Below are 18,032 nucleotides of genomic sequence, written 5' to 3'. Positions count from 1 at the left end.
CAGCCTCAGATGTTGAAGCTTTCGCCGCAGCCACATTCACCGCGTACGTTGGGATTGTTGAACTTGAAGCCTTCGTTCAACCCTTCCTTGACGAAATCGAGCTCGGTTCCGTCCAGGTATGCCAGGCTTTTCGGGTCGATGATCACTTTCTCGCCGTGACTTTCGAACACTTGATCCTCTGCCACCACCTCGTCGACAAACTCCAGCACGTAGGCAAGGCCGGAACAGCCTGTGGTGCGAACACCCAGACGAATCCCTTCACCTTTGCCGCGCCCGTTGAGGGAGCGTCGCACGTGTTGAGCAGCCGCTTCTGTCATGCTGATAGCCATCGGTGACTCCTTACTCGTCGCCAAATCTTGAAAGTCAGATCAAGCCTTTCTTCTGCTTGTAGTCGCGAACAGCCGCTTTGATAGCGTCTTCAGCAAGTACGGAGCAGTGAATTTTTACTGGCGGCAGAGCCAGTTCTTCGGCCAGCTGAGTGTTCTTGATGGTCTCTGCTTCATCCAGAGTCTTGCCTTTCATCCACTCGGTCGCCAGGGAGCTGGAGGCGATAGCCGAACCGCAACCGTAAGTCTTGAACTTGGCGTCTTCGATGATGCCTTGTTCGTTGACCTTGATCTGCAGGCGCATCACGTCGCCGCACGCCGGAGCGCCGACCATGCCGGTGCCGACATCAGGATCTTCCGCGTCCATCTTGCCGACGTTGCGCGGGTTCTCGTAGTGGTCGATGACCTTTTCGCTGTAAGCCATGATTCTTAATCCTCACTCATCAGAGAGTCGCTCTTGAAGCCCTGCCAATCGTCGATTCGCAGGGCCCGGTTGCGGCGACTTGAATATCAGTGCGCCGCCCACTCGATTTTCGAAATGTCGACGCCATCTTTGTACATGTCCCACAGCGGCGAGAGAGTGCGCAGCTTGGTAACGGCCTCGCAGACTTTCTGCGCGGCGTAGTCGATTTCTTCTTCGGTGGTGAAACGGCCGAAGGTGAAGCGAATCGAGCTGTGTGCCAGTTCGTCGTTGCGGCCCAGGGCGCGCAGTACGTACGAAGGCTCAAGCGATGCCGAGGTGCAGGCCGAACCGGACGAAACCGCCAGATCCTTGAGCGCCATGATCAGCGACTCGCCTTCAACGTAGTTGAAGCTCAGGTTCAGGTTGTGCGGTACACGGGCGGTCATGCTGCCATTGACGTACAGCTCTTCCAGACCTTCGACCTGCTTGAAGAAACGATCGCTCAGGGCTTTGATGCGTACGTTCTCGGCAGCCATGTCTTCCTTGGCTACACGGAAAGCTTCGCCCATGCCCACGATCTGGTGGGTCGCCAGGGTGCCGGAACGCATGCCACGTTCGTGACCGCCGCCATGCATGGTCGCTTCGATGCGCACACGCGGCTTGCGGCTGACGTACAGCGCGCCGATGCCTTTAGGGCCGTAGGTTTTGTGGGCAGAGAACGACATCATGTCGACTTTCAGCTTCGACAGGTCGATCTCGACCTTGCCGGTGGACTGAGCGGCGTCGACGTGGAACAGGATCCCCTTGGAGCGGGTCAGTTCGCCGATGGCTGCGATGTCGTTGATGGTGCCGATTTCGTTGTTCACGTGCATGATCGACACCAGGATGGTGTCGTCGCGCAGGGCTGCTTCGACCATCTCTGGAGTGACCAGACCATCTTCGCGAGGATCGAGGTAGGTCACTTCGAAACCTTCACGCTCCAGTTGGCGCATGGTGTCGAGGACAGCCTTGTGCTCAATCTTGGTGGTGATCAGGTGCTTGCCTTTGGTGGAGTAGAAATGCGCCGCACCCTTGATTGCCAGGTTGTCGGACTCGGTGGCACCGGAGGTCCAGACGATTTCACGCGGGTCGGCGTTAACCAGGTCAGCGACCTGACGACGAGCGTTCTCGACGGATTCTTCAGCTTTCCAGCCGAACACGTGGGAACGGGACGCCGGGTTACCGAAGTTTCCGTCGACCAGCAGGCATTCACTCATCTTTTGCGCGACACGTGGATCAACCGGGGTCGTCGCAGAGTAATCAAGGTAAATCGGCAATTTCATGGACTATCTCCTAAATCAGGCTGGCTGGCGTGCCGCTAGCTCTTTGGCTGTCATTCGACGGCGGACGCTTCAATCTTGTCCAGGCGCGGCGCCTTGCTGTTGCAACGACGCTGGTCCTGACGCTGGGCTACTTCTTGCACCTCACGGCGAGTTACAAGGTCAGCCAAGCTGATACCGCTGAGAAATTCGTGAATCTGCAGGCTCAGGTCGCACCACAAGTGGTGGGTCAAGCAGGTGTCGCCTTGATGGCAATCGCCCTGGCCCTGGCATTTGGTTGCATCGACCGATTCGTTGACCGCATCGATCACCTGGGCGACCTGGATGCCCTGCATGTCGCGGGACAGCTGGTAACCACCGCCTGGACCGCGAACACTGGACACCAGATTGCTGCGGCGCAATTTGGCAAAAAGCTGCTCGAGGTAGGACAGGGAGATACCTTGGCGCTCGGAGATATCGGCCAGGGACACCGGCCCGTGCTGCGCGTGCAACGCCAAGTCAAGCATGGCGGTCACGGCGTATCGGCCTTTTGTAGTCAGTCGCATGGACAATTACCACGGAATTCGGAATGGGGCGAGTATGCAATTCCCGAGTATTTAAGTCAACTATAAGACCTAGTGCTTTACTCAGGTTTACCCGCAAAAGAGCGCGCGCATCATAACAAAGGCTGGCCGTGTACAGCCAGCAATTGCGCGTTATCGTTCTTCGCGGGCAAGCCTCGCTCCTACAGAATTAGCGCACCCATGCAGGAGCGAGGCCTGCCCGCGAAGAAGCTGACACGGTCTAGCTGGCCTGGCTCTGATCCTTGTCCTTCACACAGGCAAAGTCTTCTTCGCGCAGTTCAGGCAGATCTTTCGCACAGTAATTGCTACCCAAGTCCTTCAGCGCCCCGCACATCCCTTCAAGTCGACCATCGACTGCCTGCAGATGATCGAGCAACTGGTTAATGGCTCGAGCCACCGGGTCCGGCATGTCTTCGCCGACACCATAGGCATCGAAACCGATCTTCTCGGCCATGGCCTTGCGCTTGGCGTCCTGCTCCTCATCGGATTTGACGATGATCCGCCCCGGAATCCCGACCACCGTAGCCCCCGGCGGAACCGCTTTGGTCACGACCGCATTGGAGCCGACCTTGGCGCCGGCGCCGACGGTAAACGGACCGAGCACCTTGGCGCCCGCCCCGACCACCACACCGTCCCCCAGAGTCGGGTGACGCTTGCCCTTGTTCCAACTGGTGCCACCAAGGGTCACGCCTTGATAAAGGGTAACGTCATTGCCGATCTCGGCGGTCTCACCGATAACGATGCCCATGCCATGGTCGATAAAGAAGCGACGACCGACCTTGGCACCCGGATGAATCTCGATCCCGGTCAACCAGCGACCGAAGTTCGACACCACCCGCGCCAGCCATTTCCAGCCCATGCCCCACAACGCTGACGACAGGCGATGGATCCAGATGGCGTGCATGCCCGGGTAGCACGTCAGAACCTCAAAAGCATTACGCGCAGCCGGGTCACGATGGAAAACACTTTGGATATCTTCACGCAAACGCTCGAACATCATTAATCCTTCCGCTTTAGAAGCTCGCCACGGGCCGCTTTCTGGGTTTCCGTGAGGATGCCACGCAATATATTCATTTCCGCCCGGCTGACCGAGCTGCGTCCGTACAACCGGCGCAGACGCGCCATCAAGTGCCGTGGTTTTTCCGGATCGAGGAATTCGATGGTCACCAGGGTCTGCTCCAGGTGCTCATAGAATCGCTCCAGCTCATCCATGGTCGCCAGCTCACCACTCTTGGTGGACGCCACTTCATCCTTCTCGACCTTGCTCGGCTGACCTACAGCCGCCAACCAGGACATACGCACTTCATAGCTCAACACCTGCACCGCCGCCCCAAGGTTCAGCGAACTGAACTCAGGATCTGATGGGATGTGCACGTGATAATGACATCGCTGCAGCTCTTCGTTGGTCAGGCCGGAGTCTTCACGACCGAACACCAATGCGATCTCGGCACCCTGCTCCGCTTCCTCGACCACCTTCACACCGCATTCACGGGGATCGAGCAACGGCCAGGGAATGCGACGATCGCGAGCACTGGTACCGAGCACCAGATTGCAGCCGACCAAGGCATCTTCCAGGGTGGCGACGACTTGAGCGTTTTCAAGAATGTCACCGGCACCGGACGCACGCGCATCAGCCTCGTGATGCGGGAACAACCGCGGTTCGACCAGCACCAGCCGCGACAGGCCCATGTTCTTCATGGCACGCGCAGCACCGCCGATATTCCCGGGGTGACTGGTATTGACCAGGACGACACGAATGTTTTGCAGCAAGGGAGGCGCTCTCGAACACAATAAAGGGAGCCGAATCTTACAGCGCTCCATGGTGTCCCGCCTCAAAAATAACTGTTCACTTTTGACGGCGCTCAATGTGGCGTGTTGCGTTGCCGCTTCCCCCTATAGCGAGCTATGAGTCGGCGCGGCGCCTTGCCTGCCAACATTGAGCACTCATCAAAATGTGAGTGCATTTCCGAGACGGGACACACCGTTAAGCCATGAAAGCGAACACCGACCTTCTCCTGTAGAAACTTTCTGATAGAATGCCCGGCTTTCTTTAACAACCTTAGGTGACACATCCATGCAGCCCATGCTGAATATCGCGCTGCGCGCCGCCCGCAGCGCCAGTGAATTGATTTTCCGCTCCATCGAGCGCCTGGATACCATCAAGGTCGACGAAAAAGACGCCAAGGATTACGTATCCGAGGTGGATCGCGCCGCCGAACAGAAAATCGTCGACGCACTGCGCAAGGCTTACCCGAATCACTCGATCATGGGTGAAGAAACCGGCATGCACGCCGGTAACGGCATCGAAGGCGAAGAATACCTGTGGATCATCGACCCACTGGATGGCACCACCAACTTCCTGCGCGGCATTCCTCACTTCGCCGTCAGCATCGCCTGCAAATACCGTGGCCGCCTGGAACACGCCGTTGTTCTGGACCCGGTTCGCCAGGAAGAATTCACCGCCAGCCGCGGCCGTGGCGCCCAACTGAACGGTCGCCGCCTGCGCGTCAGCGGCCGCACCAGCCTGGACGGCGCCCTGCTGGGTACCGGCTTCCCGTTCCGTGACGACCAGATGGACAACCTCGACAACTACCTGGGCATGTTCCGCGCCCTGGTTGGCCAGACCGCCGGCATCCGCCGCGCTGGCGCAGCGAGTCTGGACCTGGCCTACGTTGCCGCTGGCCGCTTCGACGCTTTCTGGGAATCAGGCCTGTCCGAGTGGGACATGGCTGCAGGCGCCCTGCTGATCCAGGAAGCAGGCGGCTTGGTGAGCGACTTCACCGGCGGTCACGACTTCCTTGAGAAAGGCCACATCGTTGCCGGCAACACCAAGTGCTTCAAGGCAGTATTGACGGCGATCCAGCCGCACCTGCCAGCTTCGCTGAAGCGCTAAAAGCAAAAGCACCTCAAGAAAACGCCCCGACTTGTTCGGGGCGTTTTTTTGCGCAGAAAAAACCCCAACGTCGCACAATCCCTGCGGGATCGCCGCACCGCTCGCTCCTACAGGTTCCCCACCATAACGAAAAATGCCCCGTATCTTTCGATACGAGGCATTTTCTTGAATCGCCAGCCTGAACAGGCCGGCGTTTCGGCATCGGAAGCTGGACTTAAGCCAGTTTTTCCTTGATGCGAGCTGCTTTACCGGACAGGTCACGCAGGTAGTACAGCTTGGCTTTACGTACGTCACCGCGACGCTTGACGGCCATGCTGTCGATTTGCGGGCTGTAGGTCTGGAAAGTACGCTCTACACCAACACCGTTGGAGATTTTACGAACGGTGAAAGCACTGTTTACGCCGCGGTTACGCTTGGCGATAACGACGCCTTCGAACGCTTGCAGACGCGAACGATCGCCTTCCTTCACTTTCACCTGAACGACAATGGTGTCGCCCGGGGCAAAGGTAGGGATCTCTTTGGTCATCTGCTCTGCTTCGAGTGCAAGGATGATTTTGTTAGTCATGCTGTGCTCCTAAGGTAAATCATCGGATCTACCATCGATACGTTGTTAACTATCGTCCCGCTCGCGGATGTATTCCTCGAGCAGCTTCTTCTCTTCTCCAGAAAGCGAGCGGCTTTCCAGAAGATCGGCGCGTCGTTCAAAGGTCCTACCAAGGGACTGCTGTAAACGCCAACGCCGGATATGCGCGTGATTGCCACTTAGCAATACGTCGGGAACACGCTGATCCGCATACACCTCCGGTCGGGTGTAGTGCGGGCAATCCAGCAAACCATCCGTAAAGGAATCTTCCTCGGCGGAGTCCGCATGCCCTAAAGCTCCAGGCAGCAGTCGTGTAACCGCATCGATCAGGACCATCGCCGGCAGCTCGCCGCCAGACAGTACATAGTCGCCAATCGACCACTCTTCATCGACATGAGCATCAATAAAACGCTCGTCAATGCCTTCATAGCGGCCGGCAATCAGGATCAATGCATCCAGATTCGCCAACTCGCGCACCGCCGACTGAGTCAGTTGACGGCCTTGGGGGGACAGGTAAATTACCTTCGCCGCCTCCCCGGCTGCTGCCTTGGCCTGAACCAACGCATCTTCCAGGGGCTTGATCTTCATCACCATGCCCGGACCACCGCCAAATGGGCGATCATCCACAGTGTGATGTCGATCCGTCGTGTAGTCTCGCGGATTCCAACAGGTAAGCTGCAACAGCCCCTGCTTCACCGCCCGACTGGTGATGCCGTACTCGCTGATGGCGGAGAACATCTCGGGAAACAAACTGATCACTTCTACGCGCAGGTTAGCCACGTTTAGAAGCCCGCATCCCATTCCACCTTCATCTCGCCTGCGACCAGGTCGACAGCCAACACGCATTGCTCCGTATAGGGCAACAGGCGTTCGCGATCATCCAGGCTGCCAGCGCAAGGCTTGACCACCATTACATCATTGGCGCCGGTTTCCAGAAGATGATCGATTTTCCCGAGCAATTGCCCGAGCTGATCAATAACCTTCAGACCTTCCAGCTGGTACCAGTAGTACTCGCCATCGGTCAATTCAGGGAACAGGTTGCGCGGCACACAGATCTCATAACCGGCCAGAAGACGTGCTTCTTCACGATCATCGAGACCCTTGAGCTTTGCGACCAGGAACTTGTCGTTCCCACGTCCGCTGACCAGCTCGACCTGTTTCACATTGCCTTCACGCTTGAGCGTCCAGGTTTTGTACTGCAACAGGTTTTCAGTCGGATCAGTAAAGGAATACACCTTCACCTCGCCGCGAACGCCATGAACAGAATAAATTTTGCCAATAACGATCAAATCATCGGCAACAGCTGGCGTCGCGTTCATATTGCTCAGGCCGCAGCCTTGGCAGATTCCTTCAACAACTGAGCAACGCGCTCAGAAGGTTGTGCACCAACGCTCAGCCAGTAGGCTACGCGCTCTTGGTTCACGGACAGACGAACTTCTTGACCACGAGCAACAGGGTTGAAGAAACCAACCTGTTCCTTGTGCGAACCGTCGCGCGGGTTGCGGCTGTCGGTTACGGTCAAGTGGTAAAACGGGCGCTTTTTGGAGCCGCCAAGGGCAAGACGGATTGTTAGCATGTGAACATCGTTCCTGTAGTCGGTGCTGCAAATCTAAAGGCACAGCGGGCATAGGTGCCCGAAAGGCCGCATATTCTAAGGAATATCCGGACTTTTGCAAATGTCTTTTTCCGGCGGCCTATCGGCCGCCATCCAGATTTGCTATAGAGCCGTCGGTTAAAACGGCAAGTCAGCTCCCGCCAATGGCGGGTTTGCTGGAAAATCCACGTTGCCGTGGATAGCGCCGACATCACTGCCGGCGCGAATCTTTTACATCTTGGGCATGCCGCCGCCGGGCAACATACCGCCCATGCCGCGCATCATTTTGGCCATTCCGCCTTTCGCGGAGAATTTCTTCATCATCTTCTGCATCTGCTTGTGCTGCTTGATCAAGCGACCGATGTCCTGCACCTGGGTGCCGGAACCCATGGCGATCCGGCGCTTACGCGAACCGCTGATCAGCTCAGGGTCGCGGCGCTCGGCCGGGGTCATGGAATTGATGATGGCTTCCATCTGCTTGAACTGCTTCTCTGCCGCGCCCTGGGCGTTGCCCATCTGCGCCAGATTCACGCCGCCGATGTTCGGCAGTTTGTCCATGAGGCCGCCGAGGCCGCCCATGTTCTTCATCTGTTGCAACTGATCGCGGAAGTCTTCGAGATCGAAGCCCTTGCCCTTCTTCAGCTTCTTGGCCAGTTTATCGGCCTTGTCTTTGTCGAGGGTCTGTTCGGCTTGCTCGATCAGACTGAGCACGTCGCCCATGCCGAGGATGCGCGAAGCGATACGCTCAGGATGGAACGGTTCGAGCGCTTCGGTCTTCTCGCCCATACCGATGAACTTGATCGGCTTGCCGGTGATGGCTCGCACCGACAGCGCGGCACCGCCACGGGCATCGCCGTCGACCTTGGTCAGGATCACACCGGTCAGCGGCAGCGCATCGCCAAAGGCCTTGGCCGTGTTGGCGGCGTCCTGGCCGGTCATGGCGTCGACCACGAACAGGGTTTCGACCGGGTTGATCGCGGCATGCAACGCCTTGATCTCGCCCATCATCTCTTCGTCGATGTGCAGACGACCAGCGGTATCGACGATGACCACGTCGATGAATTTCAGTTTGGCTTCTTTAATAGCCGCTTGTGCGATGTCGACCGGTTTCTGGCTAAGGTCGGACGGAAAGAACGTCACGCCGATGTCGTTGGCCAGGGTTTCCAGCTGCTTGATCGCCGCCGGACGGTAAACGTCCGCGGACACGACCATGACCGACTTCTTCTTGCGCTCTTTAAGGAAGCGCGCCAGTTTGCCGGCGGTGGTGGTTTTACCCGCGCCCTGCAAACCTGCCATCAATACGACAGCAGGAGGAACGGCGCTGAGGTTCAAGTCTTCGTTGGCCGCACCCATCAGGCTTTCGAGTTCGGCCTGGACGATTTTCACGAAGGCCTGGCCCGGCGTCAGGCTGCGCGACACCTCGGTGCCGACAGCGCGCTCCTTGACCGAATTGACGAAGTCCTTGACCACCGGCAGGGCGACGTCGGCTTCGAGTAACGCCATGCGAACTTCGCGCAGGGTGTCTTTGATGTTGTCCTCGGTCAGCTTGGCCTTGCCGGTGACATGGCGCAGCGTCTGCGAGAGACGGTCGGTTAAGTTTTCAAACATTGCGCGATCCTTTCAGGCCCTGTGTAGACCGGGATAATGGCGGCCCAGACCGGAATAAACATGTGCTCGGCGAGCCTGCGGCGTGGGCAGGTCGCGGATTATAGCGAAGACTGCGTCTGGCGGACACCTCGCCGTCAGGTTGCATGGTCTTTCGTGCTGTGGGGGTTCTATGCCAAACTCAGCGCCTTTCGGGCTTGCCTAACAGGATTTATGCTCCCCTTGTCACCCAGTTTGCTTACCACCCTCGCCGCCGCCTGCTTATATGCCGCTGCGACCCTCTATCAAGGCACTCGTCTGGCCACCGGCGCCAAGGCGAACAAGCGCCTGCTGGTCACGCTCGGCGTGCTGGCCTTGCTGGCCCACAGCGCCAGCCTGCTTACCTATCTGCTGACACCGATCGGCCTGGCCCTGGACTTTTTCAGCGCCGCCAGCCTGATTGCCGCGGCGGTTATTGCCCTGACCCTGCTGGCCTGCTCGCGGATTCCGGTGGAAAACCTGCTGCTATTGCTGTTCCCGCTGGGCGCCGCCACCGTGCTGCTGGCACAGTTCGCCCCCGCCGGCACAGTGCAGATCATTGACGAAGAGCCAGGCATCCTCGCCCACATCCTCTTGTCGATCCTCGCTTACGGCATGTTCACCATCGCGGTGTTCCAGGCTTTGCTGCTGCTGGTTCAGGACCATCAGCTCAAACACAAGCATCCGTCCGGGCTGATCAAGAATTTCCCGCCATTGCAAACCATGGAAAGTCTGCTGTTTGGTTTCCTCTGGGCCGGCTGGAGCCTGCTGTCACTGTCGCTGATCTCCGGCTGGCTGTTCGTCGAGAACCTGTTCGCCCAGCACTTGGTGCATAAAACCCTGCTGGCGTGCCTGGCCTGGATCGTGTTCAGCGTGCTGCTTTGGGGGCGTAACCGCCTCGGCTGGCGCGGACACAAAGCCATTCGCTGGACCCTTGCCGGTTTTTGCCTGCTGATGCTGGCGTACTTCGGCAGCAAGCTGGTCCGCGAATACATTCTGCATATCTGACGGGCGGCATTAATGGACGACTTGCCCATAGGGCCGATGCTCGCGGTGCTGGCCCTGCTGATTTTATGGTCGGGGCTGTTTACCGCCATCGAAATTGCACAACAGCAATTGCTGGCTCAGCGCACGGCCTCGCGCTCGAGCGACAAACCCGTGGCCAAGCTGAGTTTCCCACTCAGCAGCCTGATCCTCTGCAACACCCTGTGTCGCGCGCTGGTGGTGGTCATCAGCACCTTGCTGGCGATTTTCACTTGGGCGCAAAACGGCCCATGGATTGCCGGCCTCGGTGCCAGCGCGGTGCTGCTGGTGTTCGCCGACTACCTGCCGCGCACCCTTGCCGTGCGCTATCCGGATGCCGTCCTGGCCCTGGGCAATACACTGCTCGGCATACCCTTGAAGATCGTCTACCCGGCTGCCTGGCTCCTCAATGCCATCAGCCAACTGTTGATGCGACCATTCGCCCGCAAAATCAACGTGGTGCAGCAAAGCGAGGACGAGGCACCGGCAGATCGGCACGACGATCACGAACACGCAGCCGGCCGCCCGCATTCGCTGTCAGGTATCCACGCGCTGGATAACATCACGGTCAACGATATTCTGGTGCCGCGCAGTGACGTCGACGGAATCAATCTGGACGATCCCCTCGAAGAAATCATCGAACAATTGCGCCATAACAGGCGCACCCGCCTGCCGGTATTCCACAGCGACATCAACCAGGTCGAAGCGGTGCTCAACACCCGGCAGATCCGTCATTTATTGCCGGATTCAAGCCTGACCCTGGAAGCGCTGCTGGCAGCCAGTCACGAACCGTATTTCGTACCGGAAAGCACCCCGCTGCAGCTGCAATTGCTGAACTTCCACAAGCAGCAGCGGCGTTTGGGCATGGTGGTCGACGAATACGGAGAAGTGCTGGGCATCGTGACCCTGGAAGACATTCTCGAAGAAATCGTCGGTGAATTCGAAAGCCAGCACAGCCTGGATAATCCGCACATCCACCCGCAGGCCGATGGTCGCCTGGTCATCGAGGGTGCGGCGTCGATTCGCGAATTGAACAAAAGCCTTGGCTGGCACCTGCCCAGCGATGGCCCGAAAACCCTCAACGGGTTAGTGACCGAGGCGCTGGAAACGATTCCGGACAGTGCGGTTTGCCTGAAGATCGGGCGTTATCGGCTGGAGATTCTGGAGACGGAAGACAATCGCGTCACGCGCGTGTTGATCTGGCATACGACTGCGCTATCCCCCACTATCTGACGACACGATTCTGTAGGAGCCAGGCTTGCCGGCGAAGGCGTCCTCGAAAACGCTTTCGCCGGCAAGCCTGGCTCCTACGAAAAGCGGCTCACTCGCTTAACTGACTGGGCATTACGGCAAACCTGGCGCCTACAAAAAGCGCTATCGACCATGGCATAATCGAGCCGCTTACCCAGCCCCGCCATACCCCGTGCTACCCGCACTCTGCGTTAAACCCACATCCCTGGGTGTTCGACCATAATAATTCGCTCCACTGGGGCACATGACTGTCAGGGATTACCGCATGACGACCAGTACGACTTATACCGAAGCCACGCCTGCCCAACCGACCAACTCCGCCACCCGCGTGGCCACCGCGAGTTTCATCGGCACGGCCATCGAGTTCTACGACTTCTACGTCTATGCCACGGCAGCGGCGCTGGTGATCGGGCCGGTGTTTTTTCCGCAAACCTCTGGCACCGCCCAGATGCTGTCGGCGTTCCTCACCTTCGGTATCGCCTTTCTTGCGCGGCCACTGGGTTCGGCGCTGTTCGGCCACTTCGGTGACCGCATCGGGCGTAAATCGACACTGGTCGCCTCTCTGCTACTGATGGGCGTGTGTACCACGCTGATTGGCGTGCTGCCGGGTTACGACAGCATTGGCGCCTGGGCGCCGATCCTGCTTTGCGTGCTGCGCTTCGGCCAGGGCCTGGGGCTGGGCGGTGAATGGGGCGGGGCCGCATTGCTGGCCACGGAGAACGCGCCCAAAGGCAAGCGCGCCTGGTACGGCATGTTCCCGCAACTCGGTCCATCGATCGGGTTTCTGGCGGCCAACGGCCTGTTCCTGACCCTGGCCATGAGCCTAAACGACGAGCAGTTCCGTTCGTGGGGCTGGCGGATTCCGTTCCTGCTCAGTGCCGCGCTGGTGATGGTGGGCTTGTACGTACGCCTCAAGCTCCACGAAACCCCGGTGTTCGCCAACGCCATGGCTCGCCAGGAGCGGGTGAAGATCCCGTTGGTCGAGCTGTTCAGCCAATACTGGGCGCCGATGCTGCTGGGTGCCGGGGCGATGGTCGTGTGTTACGCGCTGTTCTATATCTCGACGGTGTTTTCGCTGAGCTACGGTGTGTCGACGCTCGGCTACACCCGCGAAACCTTCCTCGCGCTGCTGTGTTTCGCTGTGCTGTTCATGGCGGCCGCGACACCGCTGTCGGCTTGGGCCAGTGATCGTTTCGGGCGTAAACCGGTGCTGATCATCGGTGGCGTTCTGGCGATTCTGTCCGGATTCCTGATGGAACCGCTGCTGACCCAAGGCTCGACCTGGGGCGTAGCGCTGTTCCTGTGCATCGAATTGTTTCTGATGGGCGTGACGTTTGCGCCGATGGGCGCGCTGCTGCCGGAGCTGTTTCCGACTCACGTGCGCTATACCGGCGCATCAGCGGCCTACAACCTGGGCGGGATTGTCGGAGCCTCGGCGGCGCCGTTCTTTGCCCAGAAACTGGTGGCGATGGGCGGTTTGAGTTATGTCGGCGGGTATGTGTCGGGGGCGGCGGTGTTGAGCTTGATCGCGGTGCTGTGCCTGAAGGAGACGCGGCATAACGATTTGAATCGAGTCTCATAAGATCGTTCCCACGCTCTGCGTGGGAATGCCTCAACGGACGCTCCGCGTCCGCATTGGGCGCACAGAGCGTCCCGGGCTGCATTCCCACGCAGAGCGTGGGAACGATCAGAGAGGAAGTTTACAGCTCTACAACAACAGCCTGGGAAGCACGGGTCGCTTTAGCCCGTGCGGCATCGATCGACTCATCACGCGCCAACGCCACACCCATCCGACGCTGGCCATTGACCTCAGGCTTGCCGAACAGACGCAATGCAGTATCCGGCTCGCTCAGCGCCGCACCCAAATTGGCGAATGCGGTTTGAGTCGACTGCCCTTCCACCAGAATCACCGCCGACGCCGAAGGCCCGAACTGACGAATCAAGGGAATCGGCAGGCCCAGAATCGCCCGTGCGTGCAGCGCGAACTGCGACAGGTCCTGGGAAATCAGGGTCACCAGACCGGTGTCATGCGGGCGCGGCGAAACTTCGCTGAACCACACCTGATCACCCTTGATGAACAACTCGACGCCAAACAGACCACGGCCACCCAGGGCTTCGGTCACGGCTTTGGCTACGCGCTCGGATTCAGCCAGGGCAACCGGGCTCATGGCTTGTGGCTGCCAGGACTCCTGATAGTCGCCCTTCTCCTGACGGTGGCCAACCGGCGCACAGAACGTAGTGCCGCCAACGTGACGCACGGTCAGCAGGGTGATTTCGTAGTCGAAGTCGATGAAGCCTTCGATGATCACGCGACCTTTACCGGCGCGGCCACCTTCTTGAGCGTAATCCCAGGCCTTCTGCACGTCATCGACGCTGCGCAGCAGGCTCTGGCCTTTGCCCGAGGAACTCATGACCGGTTTGACCACGCATGGGAAACCCAGATCGTCCACAGCCTTGCTGTAGTCCTCGAAGGTGTCGGCGAAGTAGTACGGCGACGTCGGCAGGCCCAGCTCTTCGGCGGCCAGGCGACGGATACCTTCGCGGTTCATGGTCAGCTGTGCGGCGCGAGCGGTCGGGATCACGGTGAAGCCTTCGGACTCCAGCTCTACCAGGGTCGCGGTGGCGATGGCTTCGATTTCCGGCACGATGAAGTCCGGCTTCTCGGCTTCGATCACTGCACGCAGGGCCGCGCCGTCGAGCATGTTGATCACATGGCTGCGATGGGCGACTTGCATGGCCGGCGCATTGGCGTAGCGATCGACGGCAATGACTTCAACGCCCAGGCGTTGCAGCTCGATCACCACTTCCTTGCCCAACTCACCACAGCCACACATTAATACGCGGGTCGCGGTTGGCGACAATGGAGTTCCGATACGGGTCATCTCAGGTCCTCAAGAAGCGGATCATCTAGGGAAGCACGCTTCCCATGGGGAGAAAGCGCGGCATTTTACATGAACCTGAGGGTTTGGCTTCAGCTGACGACGGGCTGATTACGCAAGCGCCAGGCCATGATCAGCCACACGACTGTCACACCTGCGAACTTCGAGCCCATGGCGGTGAGGATCACGGCCGGAGTGAACGCATCGATCATGCCGAAGAAGATGAAGGTGTCCAGCGGGATGCTCAGCGCCGAACTTATCCACAGGCGATCGTGCAATGGACGCTTAGTAATGCTGAACACCAGCCAGTCGATGCACTCGGACACGGCGAATGCGATGGCGCTGGCCAGGGCGATGGATGGGTCGGAAGTGACGTAGGACAGCACCAACGCCACCAGCATCGCCGCGATCGCGCCGTGACCGAAACGGGTTTGCACCATGTCGCGCAGCACGAACACCAACCCACCCCAGGCCGACCAGATGATGTCCAGGTGCGGGGCGCTGGAAAAGGCGTAATTGATCAGCACGACGCTGCTGATGTAGGCGATCAGGAAGAGCATGGGGCGGGGGGATACCTGTCAATTTGGTGCACAGGGTACTTCAGGGGAGAGGTTGGGCCAAGGGAGTGATGGCGGCAGTGAGGACGCCTTCGCGGGCAAGCCTCGCTCCTACAGGTCGATGTCGATCACATCATCGTGGATTACCCGGACTTGTAGGAGCGAGGCTTGCCCGCGAAGGCCGCACCTCAATTATCCGATTTTGCCCCAATCATCCAGATCAACCCACTCGACTTCGCCCGCTCATGACACAACCCCAACACCTTGCGCCGCTCTGCGTTGTCCATCCGGCTCCAGCGGGTGATTTCTTCCACCGTGCGCTGACACCCGGTGCAAATGTCATCCTCATCCAACGCACAAATGTTCACGCACGGCGATGGGACCGGTCGCTCGATGGTGCTCATTCTTCCTGCTCGACCAGATCGCGGGCATAACGCTGCGAGTTATGCACATAGTGGGCAGCGCTGGCTTCGAGCATTTTCTTTTGCGGCTCGGTCAACTCGCGTACGACCTTGCCCGGCGAACCCATGACCAGTGAACCGTCCGGAATTTCCTTGCCCTCACCGATCAGCGAATTGGCGCCGATGATGCAGTTCTTGCCGATTTTCGCGCCATTGAGAATCACCGCATTGATGCCGATCAGGCTGTAATCGCCCACCGTGCAGCCGTGGAGCATGGCGTTATGGCCAATGGTCACGCCGGTGCCAATGGTTAGCGGGTAGCCCATATCGGTGTGCATCACGGCGCCGTCCTGCACATTGCTGTTCTTGCCGATCAGGATCAATTCGTTATCGCCACGCAACACGGCGTTGAACCAGACGTTGGCGCCCTCTTCCAGCTTGACCTTGCCCACCAGCACGGCATTGGGGGCGACCCAGCTCTGCGGATGGGTGTCGACGCGGGCGTCGCCCAGGCGGTATTTCATCTTATTGTCCTCAAAGGCTCAGACAGCCACAGACTCATGCCATGCGAACGATGGCTTCAGGTTTTGATAAAACTCTTGGGTGGTTGATGCAGGCTGATTTTCGCGTCATAGAGCAGGTTGATCAACTCGACGATCATGATCGCCGTCAGCCCCCAGATCTTGTACTCGCCATAACGGTAGCTCGGCACGTACCAACTGTGGCCCTGATAATCGATGCGGTGGGTATGCTCGCGCGGGTCCTTGCGGAAGAACTCCAGCGGCACGCTGAACACCGCGGCGATCTCGGCATCGTTGGCCTGGTATTCGACGAAATCCGGGATGACGCCGACATAGGGCGTGACCTTGATGCCGTGCAGGGAGATCAGTGGGCTCAGCGGGCCGATTACTTCGACCAGCCCCGGCGGCAGGCCGATTTCTTCTTCAGCCTCGCGCAGGGCGGTAAAAATCAGATCGGGGTCTTCGGGGTCGCGTCGACCGCCGGGGAAGGCGACTTCGCCGCCATGGGTCGAAAGCCCGCTGGCGCGAAGGGTCAGGACCAATTCCGGTTCGTCACTGCGCGTGATGGGCAACAATACCGCGGCTTCGGGGAAACGTCGGTCGGTTTCCAGCGTACGCGGCGTGTGATTGCTTACCCGGTGCAGTAGCTCGTCCAGCATGAGTCTTCTCGATCTGTGCCTTACCCTGCATCATGCACCAATCGCATCGGCCGCCCAAGCCCCGAACAGCCTCATGTCGCGAAACGACAACTTGCCGACCGACACCGCTGCACGCCAAGATAGGCGCAGCATTCAGGAACCCAAGCATGAAATTTTGCAGCCAATGCGGCAACCCGGTAACCCAGCGCATTCCCGAAGGCGATTCGCGCCTGCGTTTTGTCTGCGACAGCTGTCATACCATCCATTACCAGAACCCCAATATCGTCGCCGGTTGCGTGCCGACCTGGGGTTCGAAGGTGTTGCTGTGCCGTCGCGCCATCGAGCCACGGCTCGGTTACTGGACCCTGCCCGCCGGTTTCATGGAAAACGGCGAGACCATCGAACAGGCCGCCATTCGCGAGACCGCCGAAGAAGCCTGCGCCCGGGTGCGTAACCTGAGTATCTATACGTTGATCGACGTGCCGCACATCAGCCAGGTGCATGTATTCTTTCGCGCCGAACTGGTGGACCTGGATTTTTCCGCGGGTCCCGAGAGCCTGGAAGTGCAACTGTTCGAAGAAGCCGACATCCCTTGGGGCGAACTGGCTTTCCGCACGGTGGGGCGTACCTTAGAATGCTTCTTCGCTGACCGGCGGTCCGAGGTCTACCCCGTGCGGTCCGAATCGATCCCGCCGCTGGTCCAGCCCGCCATCATTTAAAGCGCCTGCACATAAAAGCACCTATAAAATAGATAATCGCGACACCTCTCAGGGATATCGTTTCAATGCGCTGGTTGCTTGCTGTTTTTTGCTTATCGTTCGTCGCTGTCACCCAGGCTTCCTCCGCGGAAACGCTGGACGGCAGAGTCATCGAAAAAGTTCTGGTTCTCAAATCAGCCCATCAATTGCAATTGATCAATGATGGCAAGCCGATCAAGACCTATCGCATTTCCCTGGGTAAACGCCCCAAAGGGCCGAAGTTGATGGAGGGCGACAAACGCACCCCTGAAGGCTTTTATTGGGTGGACTGGCGCAAGATCAGCGACCGTTTCAACCTGGCGATGCACATCTCCTACCCTAATATCAGCGACTCCGCCCGCGCCCGGCGCGAAGGCGTCGAGCCTGGTGGCATGATCATGATCCACGGCACCCCGGATACCGAAGACAACCCCGAAGACCTGTTCCACACCCTGGACTGGACCGACGGCTGTATCGCCATGCGCAACATGGACATGCGCGAAGTCTGGGGTCTGGTGCCGGACGGCACGATGATCGAGATTCGCCCTTAACTTTATAATCTCCCGCGGAACCCTGTAGGAGCGAGCTTGCTCGCGAAAGCGGTATGCCAGGCGACATCAACGTTGACTGTGCCGCCGTGTTCGTCGGAACGCCGCCCGGAGCAGCTCGCTCCTACATGAATTGCGCTTAACTGACTGGCCACAAACCGCTTCCTTCGGCC

At 58.9% G+C, this 18,032-nt stretch carries 22 protein-coding genes; 6 read left to right on the top strand and 16 right to left on the bottom strand.

Annotation, left to right across the window (positions count from 1 at the left end; translation table 11 throughout):
- Positions 1–5: 5 nt before the first annotated feature.
- The 6 genes from iscA to trmJ all read right to left on the bottom strand — a co-directional run bounded on the left by iscA (position 6) and on the right by trmJ (position 4,381).
- On the bottom strand, positions 6–329 hold the full coding sequence (gene iscA, locus CKW20_RS01000) for an iron-sulfur cluster assembly protein IscA (RefSeq protein ID WP_007903589.1): 324 nt from the start codon (positions 327–329) through the stop codon (positions 6–8).
- A gap of 34 nt (positions 330–363) precedes the next feature.
- Positions 364–750: a Fe-S cluster assembly scaffold IscU gene (gene iscU / locus CKW20_RS00995; protein WP_003443374.1), complete on the bottom strand. Its 387-nt coding sequence runs from the start codon at positions 748–750 to the stop codon at positions 364–366.
- A gap of 86 nt (positions 751–836) precedes the next feature.
- Positions 837–2,051, bottom strand: coding sequence for an IscS subfamily cysteine desulfurase (locus CKW20_RS00990; RefSeq protein ID WP_052967501.1), 1,215 nt, complete (start codon positions 2,049–2,051; stop codon positions 837–839).
- A 50-nt stretch (positions 2,052–2,101) separates the two neighbouring features.
- Complete coding sequence (gene iscR, locus CKW20_RS00985; protein ID WP_007903581.1) at positions 2,102–2,593, bottom strand: Fe-S cluster assembly transcriptional regulator IscR; 492 nt, start codon at positions 2,591–2,593, stop codon at positions 2,102–2,104.
- 238 nt (positions 2,594–2,831) lie between these two features.
- The gene (gene cysE, locus CKW20_RS00980; protein WP_095051279.1) at positions 2,832–3,608 is read right to left on the bottom strand and encodes a serine O-acetyltransferase; all 777 of its coding nucleotides are present in this window, start codon (positions 3,606–3,608) and stop codon (positions 2,832–2,834) included.
- Positions 3,609–3,610: 2 nt separating this feature from the next.
- A complete protein-coding gene (gene trmJ / locus CKW20_RS00975; RefSeq protein WP_095051278.1) occupies positions 3,611–4,381 on the bottom strand; it encodes a tRNA (cytosine(32)/uridine(32)-2'-O)-methyltransferase TrmJ in 771 nt (256 codons plus the stop codon).
- A 304-nt stretch (positions 4,382–4,685) separates the two neighbouring features.
- Between trmJ and suhB the strand changes: the two genes are divergently transcribed.
- Positions 4,686–5,504, top strand: a complete 819-nt coding sequence (gene suhB / locus CKW20_RS00970; RefSeq protein ID WP_095051277.1) for an inositol-phosphate phosphatase — start codon at positions 4,686–4,688, stop codon at positions 5,502–5,504.
- Between the two features lie 214 nt (positions 5,505–5,718).
- Here the strand turns inward: suhB and rplS are convergent, their stop codons facing one another.
- The 5 genes from rplS to ffh all read right to left on the bottom strand — a co-directional run bounded on the left by rplS (position 5,719) and on the right by ffh (position 9,289).
- On the bottom strand, positions 5,719–6,069 hold the full coding sequence (rplS, locus tag CKW20_RS00965; RefSeq protein WP_003175895.1) for a 50S ribosomal protein L19: 351 nt from the start codon (positions 6,067–6,069) through the stop codon (positions 5,719–5,721).
- 45 nt (positions 6,070–6,114) lie between these two features.
- On the bottom strand, positions 6,115–6,888 hold the full coding sequence (trmD, locus tag CKW20_RS00960) for a tRNA (guanosine(37)-N1)-methyltransferase TrmD (RefSeq protein WP_173667518.1): 774 nt from the start codon (positions 6,886–6,888) through the stop codon (positions 6,115–6,117).
- Positions 6,870–7,406: a ribosome maturation factor RimM gene (gene rimM, locus CKW20_RS00955; RefSeq protein WP_095051276.1), complete on the bottom strand. Its 537-nt coding sequence runs from the start codon at positions 7,404–7,406 to the stop codon at positions 6,870–6,872. The genes trmD and rimM overlap by 19 nt, the downstream gene beginning before the upstream one ends.
- Positions 7,407–7,411: 5 nt before the next feature.
- Positions 7,412–7,663 (bottom strand): 30S ribosomal protein S16, encoded by a 252-nt coding sequence (gene rpsP / locus CKW20_RS00950; protein ID WP_003198088.1) that lies wholly within the window; start codon positions 7,661–7,663, stop codon positions 7,412–7,414.
- Between the two features lie 249 nt (positions 7,664–7,912).
- Positions 7,913–9,289, bottom strand: coding sequence for a signal recognition particle protein (gene ffh / locus CKW20_RS00945; RefSeq protein WP_095051275.1), 1,377 nt, complete (start codon positions 9,287–9,289; stop codon positions 7,913–7,915).
- Positions 9,290–9,499: 210 nt separating this feature from the next.
- Here ffh and CKW20_RS00940 point away from each other — a divergent pair, with 210 nt between their 5' ends.
- The 3 genes from CKW20_RS00940 (at position 9,500) to CKW20_RS00930 (ending at position 13,160) form a co-directional block, all read left to right on the top strand.
- Positions 9,500–10,312 carry an inner membrane protein YpjD gene (locus tag CKW20_RS00940; RefSeq protein ID WP_095051274.1) on the top strand — a complete coding sequence of 271 codons (813 nt, stop codon included), beginning with the start codon at positions 9,500–9,502 and terminating at the stop codon, positions 10,310–10,312.
- Between the two features lie 12 nt (positions 10,313–10,324).
- Positions 10,325–11,560: a transporter associated domain-containing protein gene (locus CKW20_RS00935; RefSeq protein WP_095051273.1), complete on the top strand. Its 1,236-nt coding sequence runs from the start codon at positions 10,325–10,327 to the stop codon at positions 11,558–11,560.
- 283 nt (positions 11,561–11,843) lie between these two features.
- Complete coding sequence (locus CKW20_RS00930; protein ID WP_095051272.1) at positions 11,844–13,160, top strand: MFS transporter; 1,317 nt, start codon at positions 11,844–11,846, stop codon at positions 13,158–13,160.
- A 118-nt stretch (positions 13,161–13,278) separates the two neighbouring features.
- Here the strand turns inward: CKW20_RS00930 and purT are convergent, their stop codons facing one another.
- The 5 genes from purT to CKW20_RS00905 all read right to left on the bottom strand — a co-directional run bounded on the left by purT (position 13,279) and on the right by CKW20_RS00905 (position 16,595).
- Positions 13,279–14,460: a formate-dependent phosphoribosylglycinamide formyltransferase gene (purT, locus tag CKW20_RS00925; protein ID WP_095051271.1), complete on the bottom strand. Its 1,182-nt coding sequence runs from the start codon at positions 14,458–14,460 to the stop codon at positions 13,279–13,281.
- An 89-nt stretch (positions 14,461–14,549) separates the two neighbouring features.
- The gene (locus CKW20_RS00920) at positions 14,550–15,017 is read right to left on the bottom strand and encodes a VUT family protein (protein WP_095051270.1); all 468 of its coding nucleotides are present in this window, start codon (positions 15,015–15,017) and stop codon (positions 14,550–14,552) included.
- Positions 15,018–15,202: 185 nt separating this feature from the next.
- A complete protein-coding gene (locus CKW20_RS00915; protein WP_095051269.1) occupies positions 15,203–15,418 on the bottom strand; it encodes a DUF1289 domain-containing protein in 216 nt (71 codons plus the stop codon).
- Positions 15,415–15,939, bottom strand: a complete 525-nt coding sequence (locus tag CKW20_RS00910; RefSeq protein WP_095051268.1) for a gamma carbonic anhydrase family protein — start codon at positions 15,937–15,939, stop codon at positions 15,415–15,417. Before CKW20_RS00910 ends, CKW20_RS00915 begins: the two co-directional genes overlap by 4 nt.
- 56 nt (positions 15,940–15,995) lie before the next feature.
- Positions 15,996–16,595 (bottom strand): CoA pyrophosphatase, encoded by a 600-nt coding sequence (locus CKW20_RS00905; RefSeq protein ID WP_095051267.1) that lies wholly within the window; start codon positions 16,593–16,595, stop codon positions 15,996–15,998.
- 146 nt (positions 16,596–16,741) lie between these two features.
- Between CKW20_RS00905 and CKW20_RS00900 the strand changes: the two genes are divergently transcribed.
- Both CKW20_RS00900 and CKW20_RS00895 read left to right on the top strand, forming a co-directional pair.
- Positions 16,742–17,293 carry an NUDIX hydrolase gene (locus CKW20_RS00900; RefSeq protein WP_095051266.1) on the top strand — a complete coding sequence of 184 codons (552 nt, stop codon included), beginning with the start codon at positions 16,742–16,744 and terminating at the stop codon, positions 17,291–17,293.
- A gap of 65 nt (positions 17,294–17,358) precedes the next feature.
- Positions 17,359–17,862 (top strand): murein L,D-transpeptidase family protein, encoded by a 504-nt coding sequence (locus CKW20_RS00895; protein WP_095051265.1) that lies wholly within the window; start codon positions 17,359–17,361, stop codon positions 17,860–17,862.
- Positions 17,863–18,032 lie beyond the last annotated feature (170 nt).

The organism is Pseudomonas sp. Irchel s3b2, assembly GCF_900187445.1.
Classification (GTDB): Bacteria; Pseudomonadota; Gammaproteobacteria; order Pseudomonadales; family Pseudomonadaceae; genus Aquipseudomonas.
The sequence above is the reverse complement of the archived record's forward strand: the minus strand, read 5'-3'. Positions and strand labels throughout refer to the sequence as shown.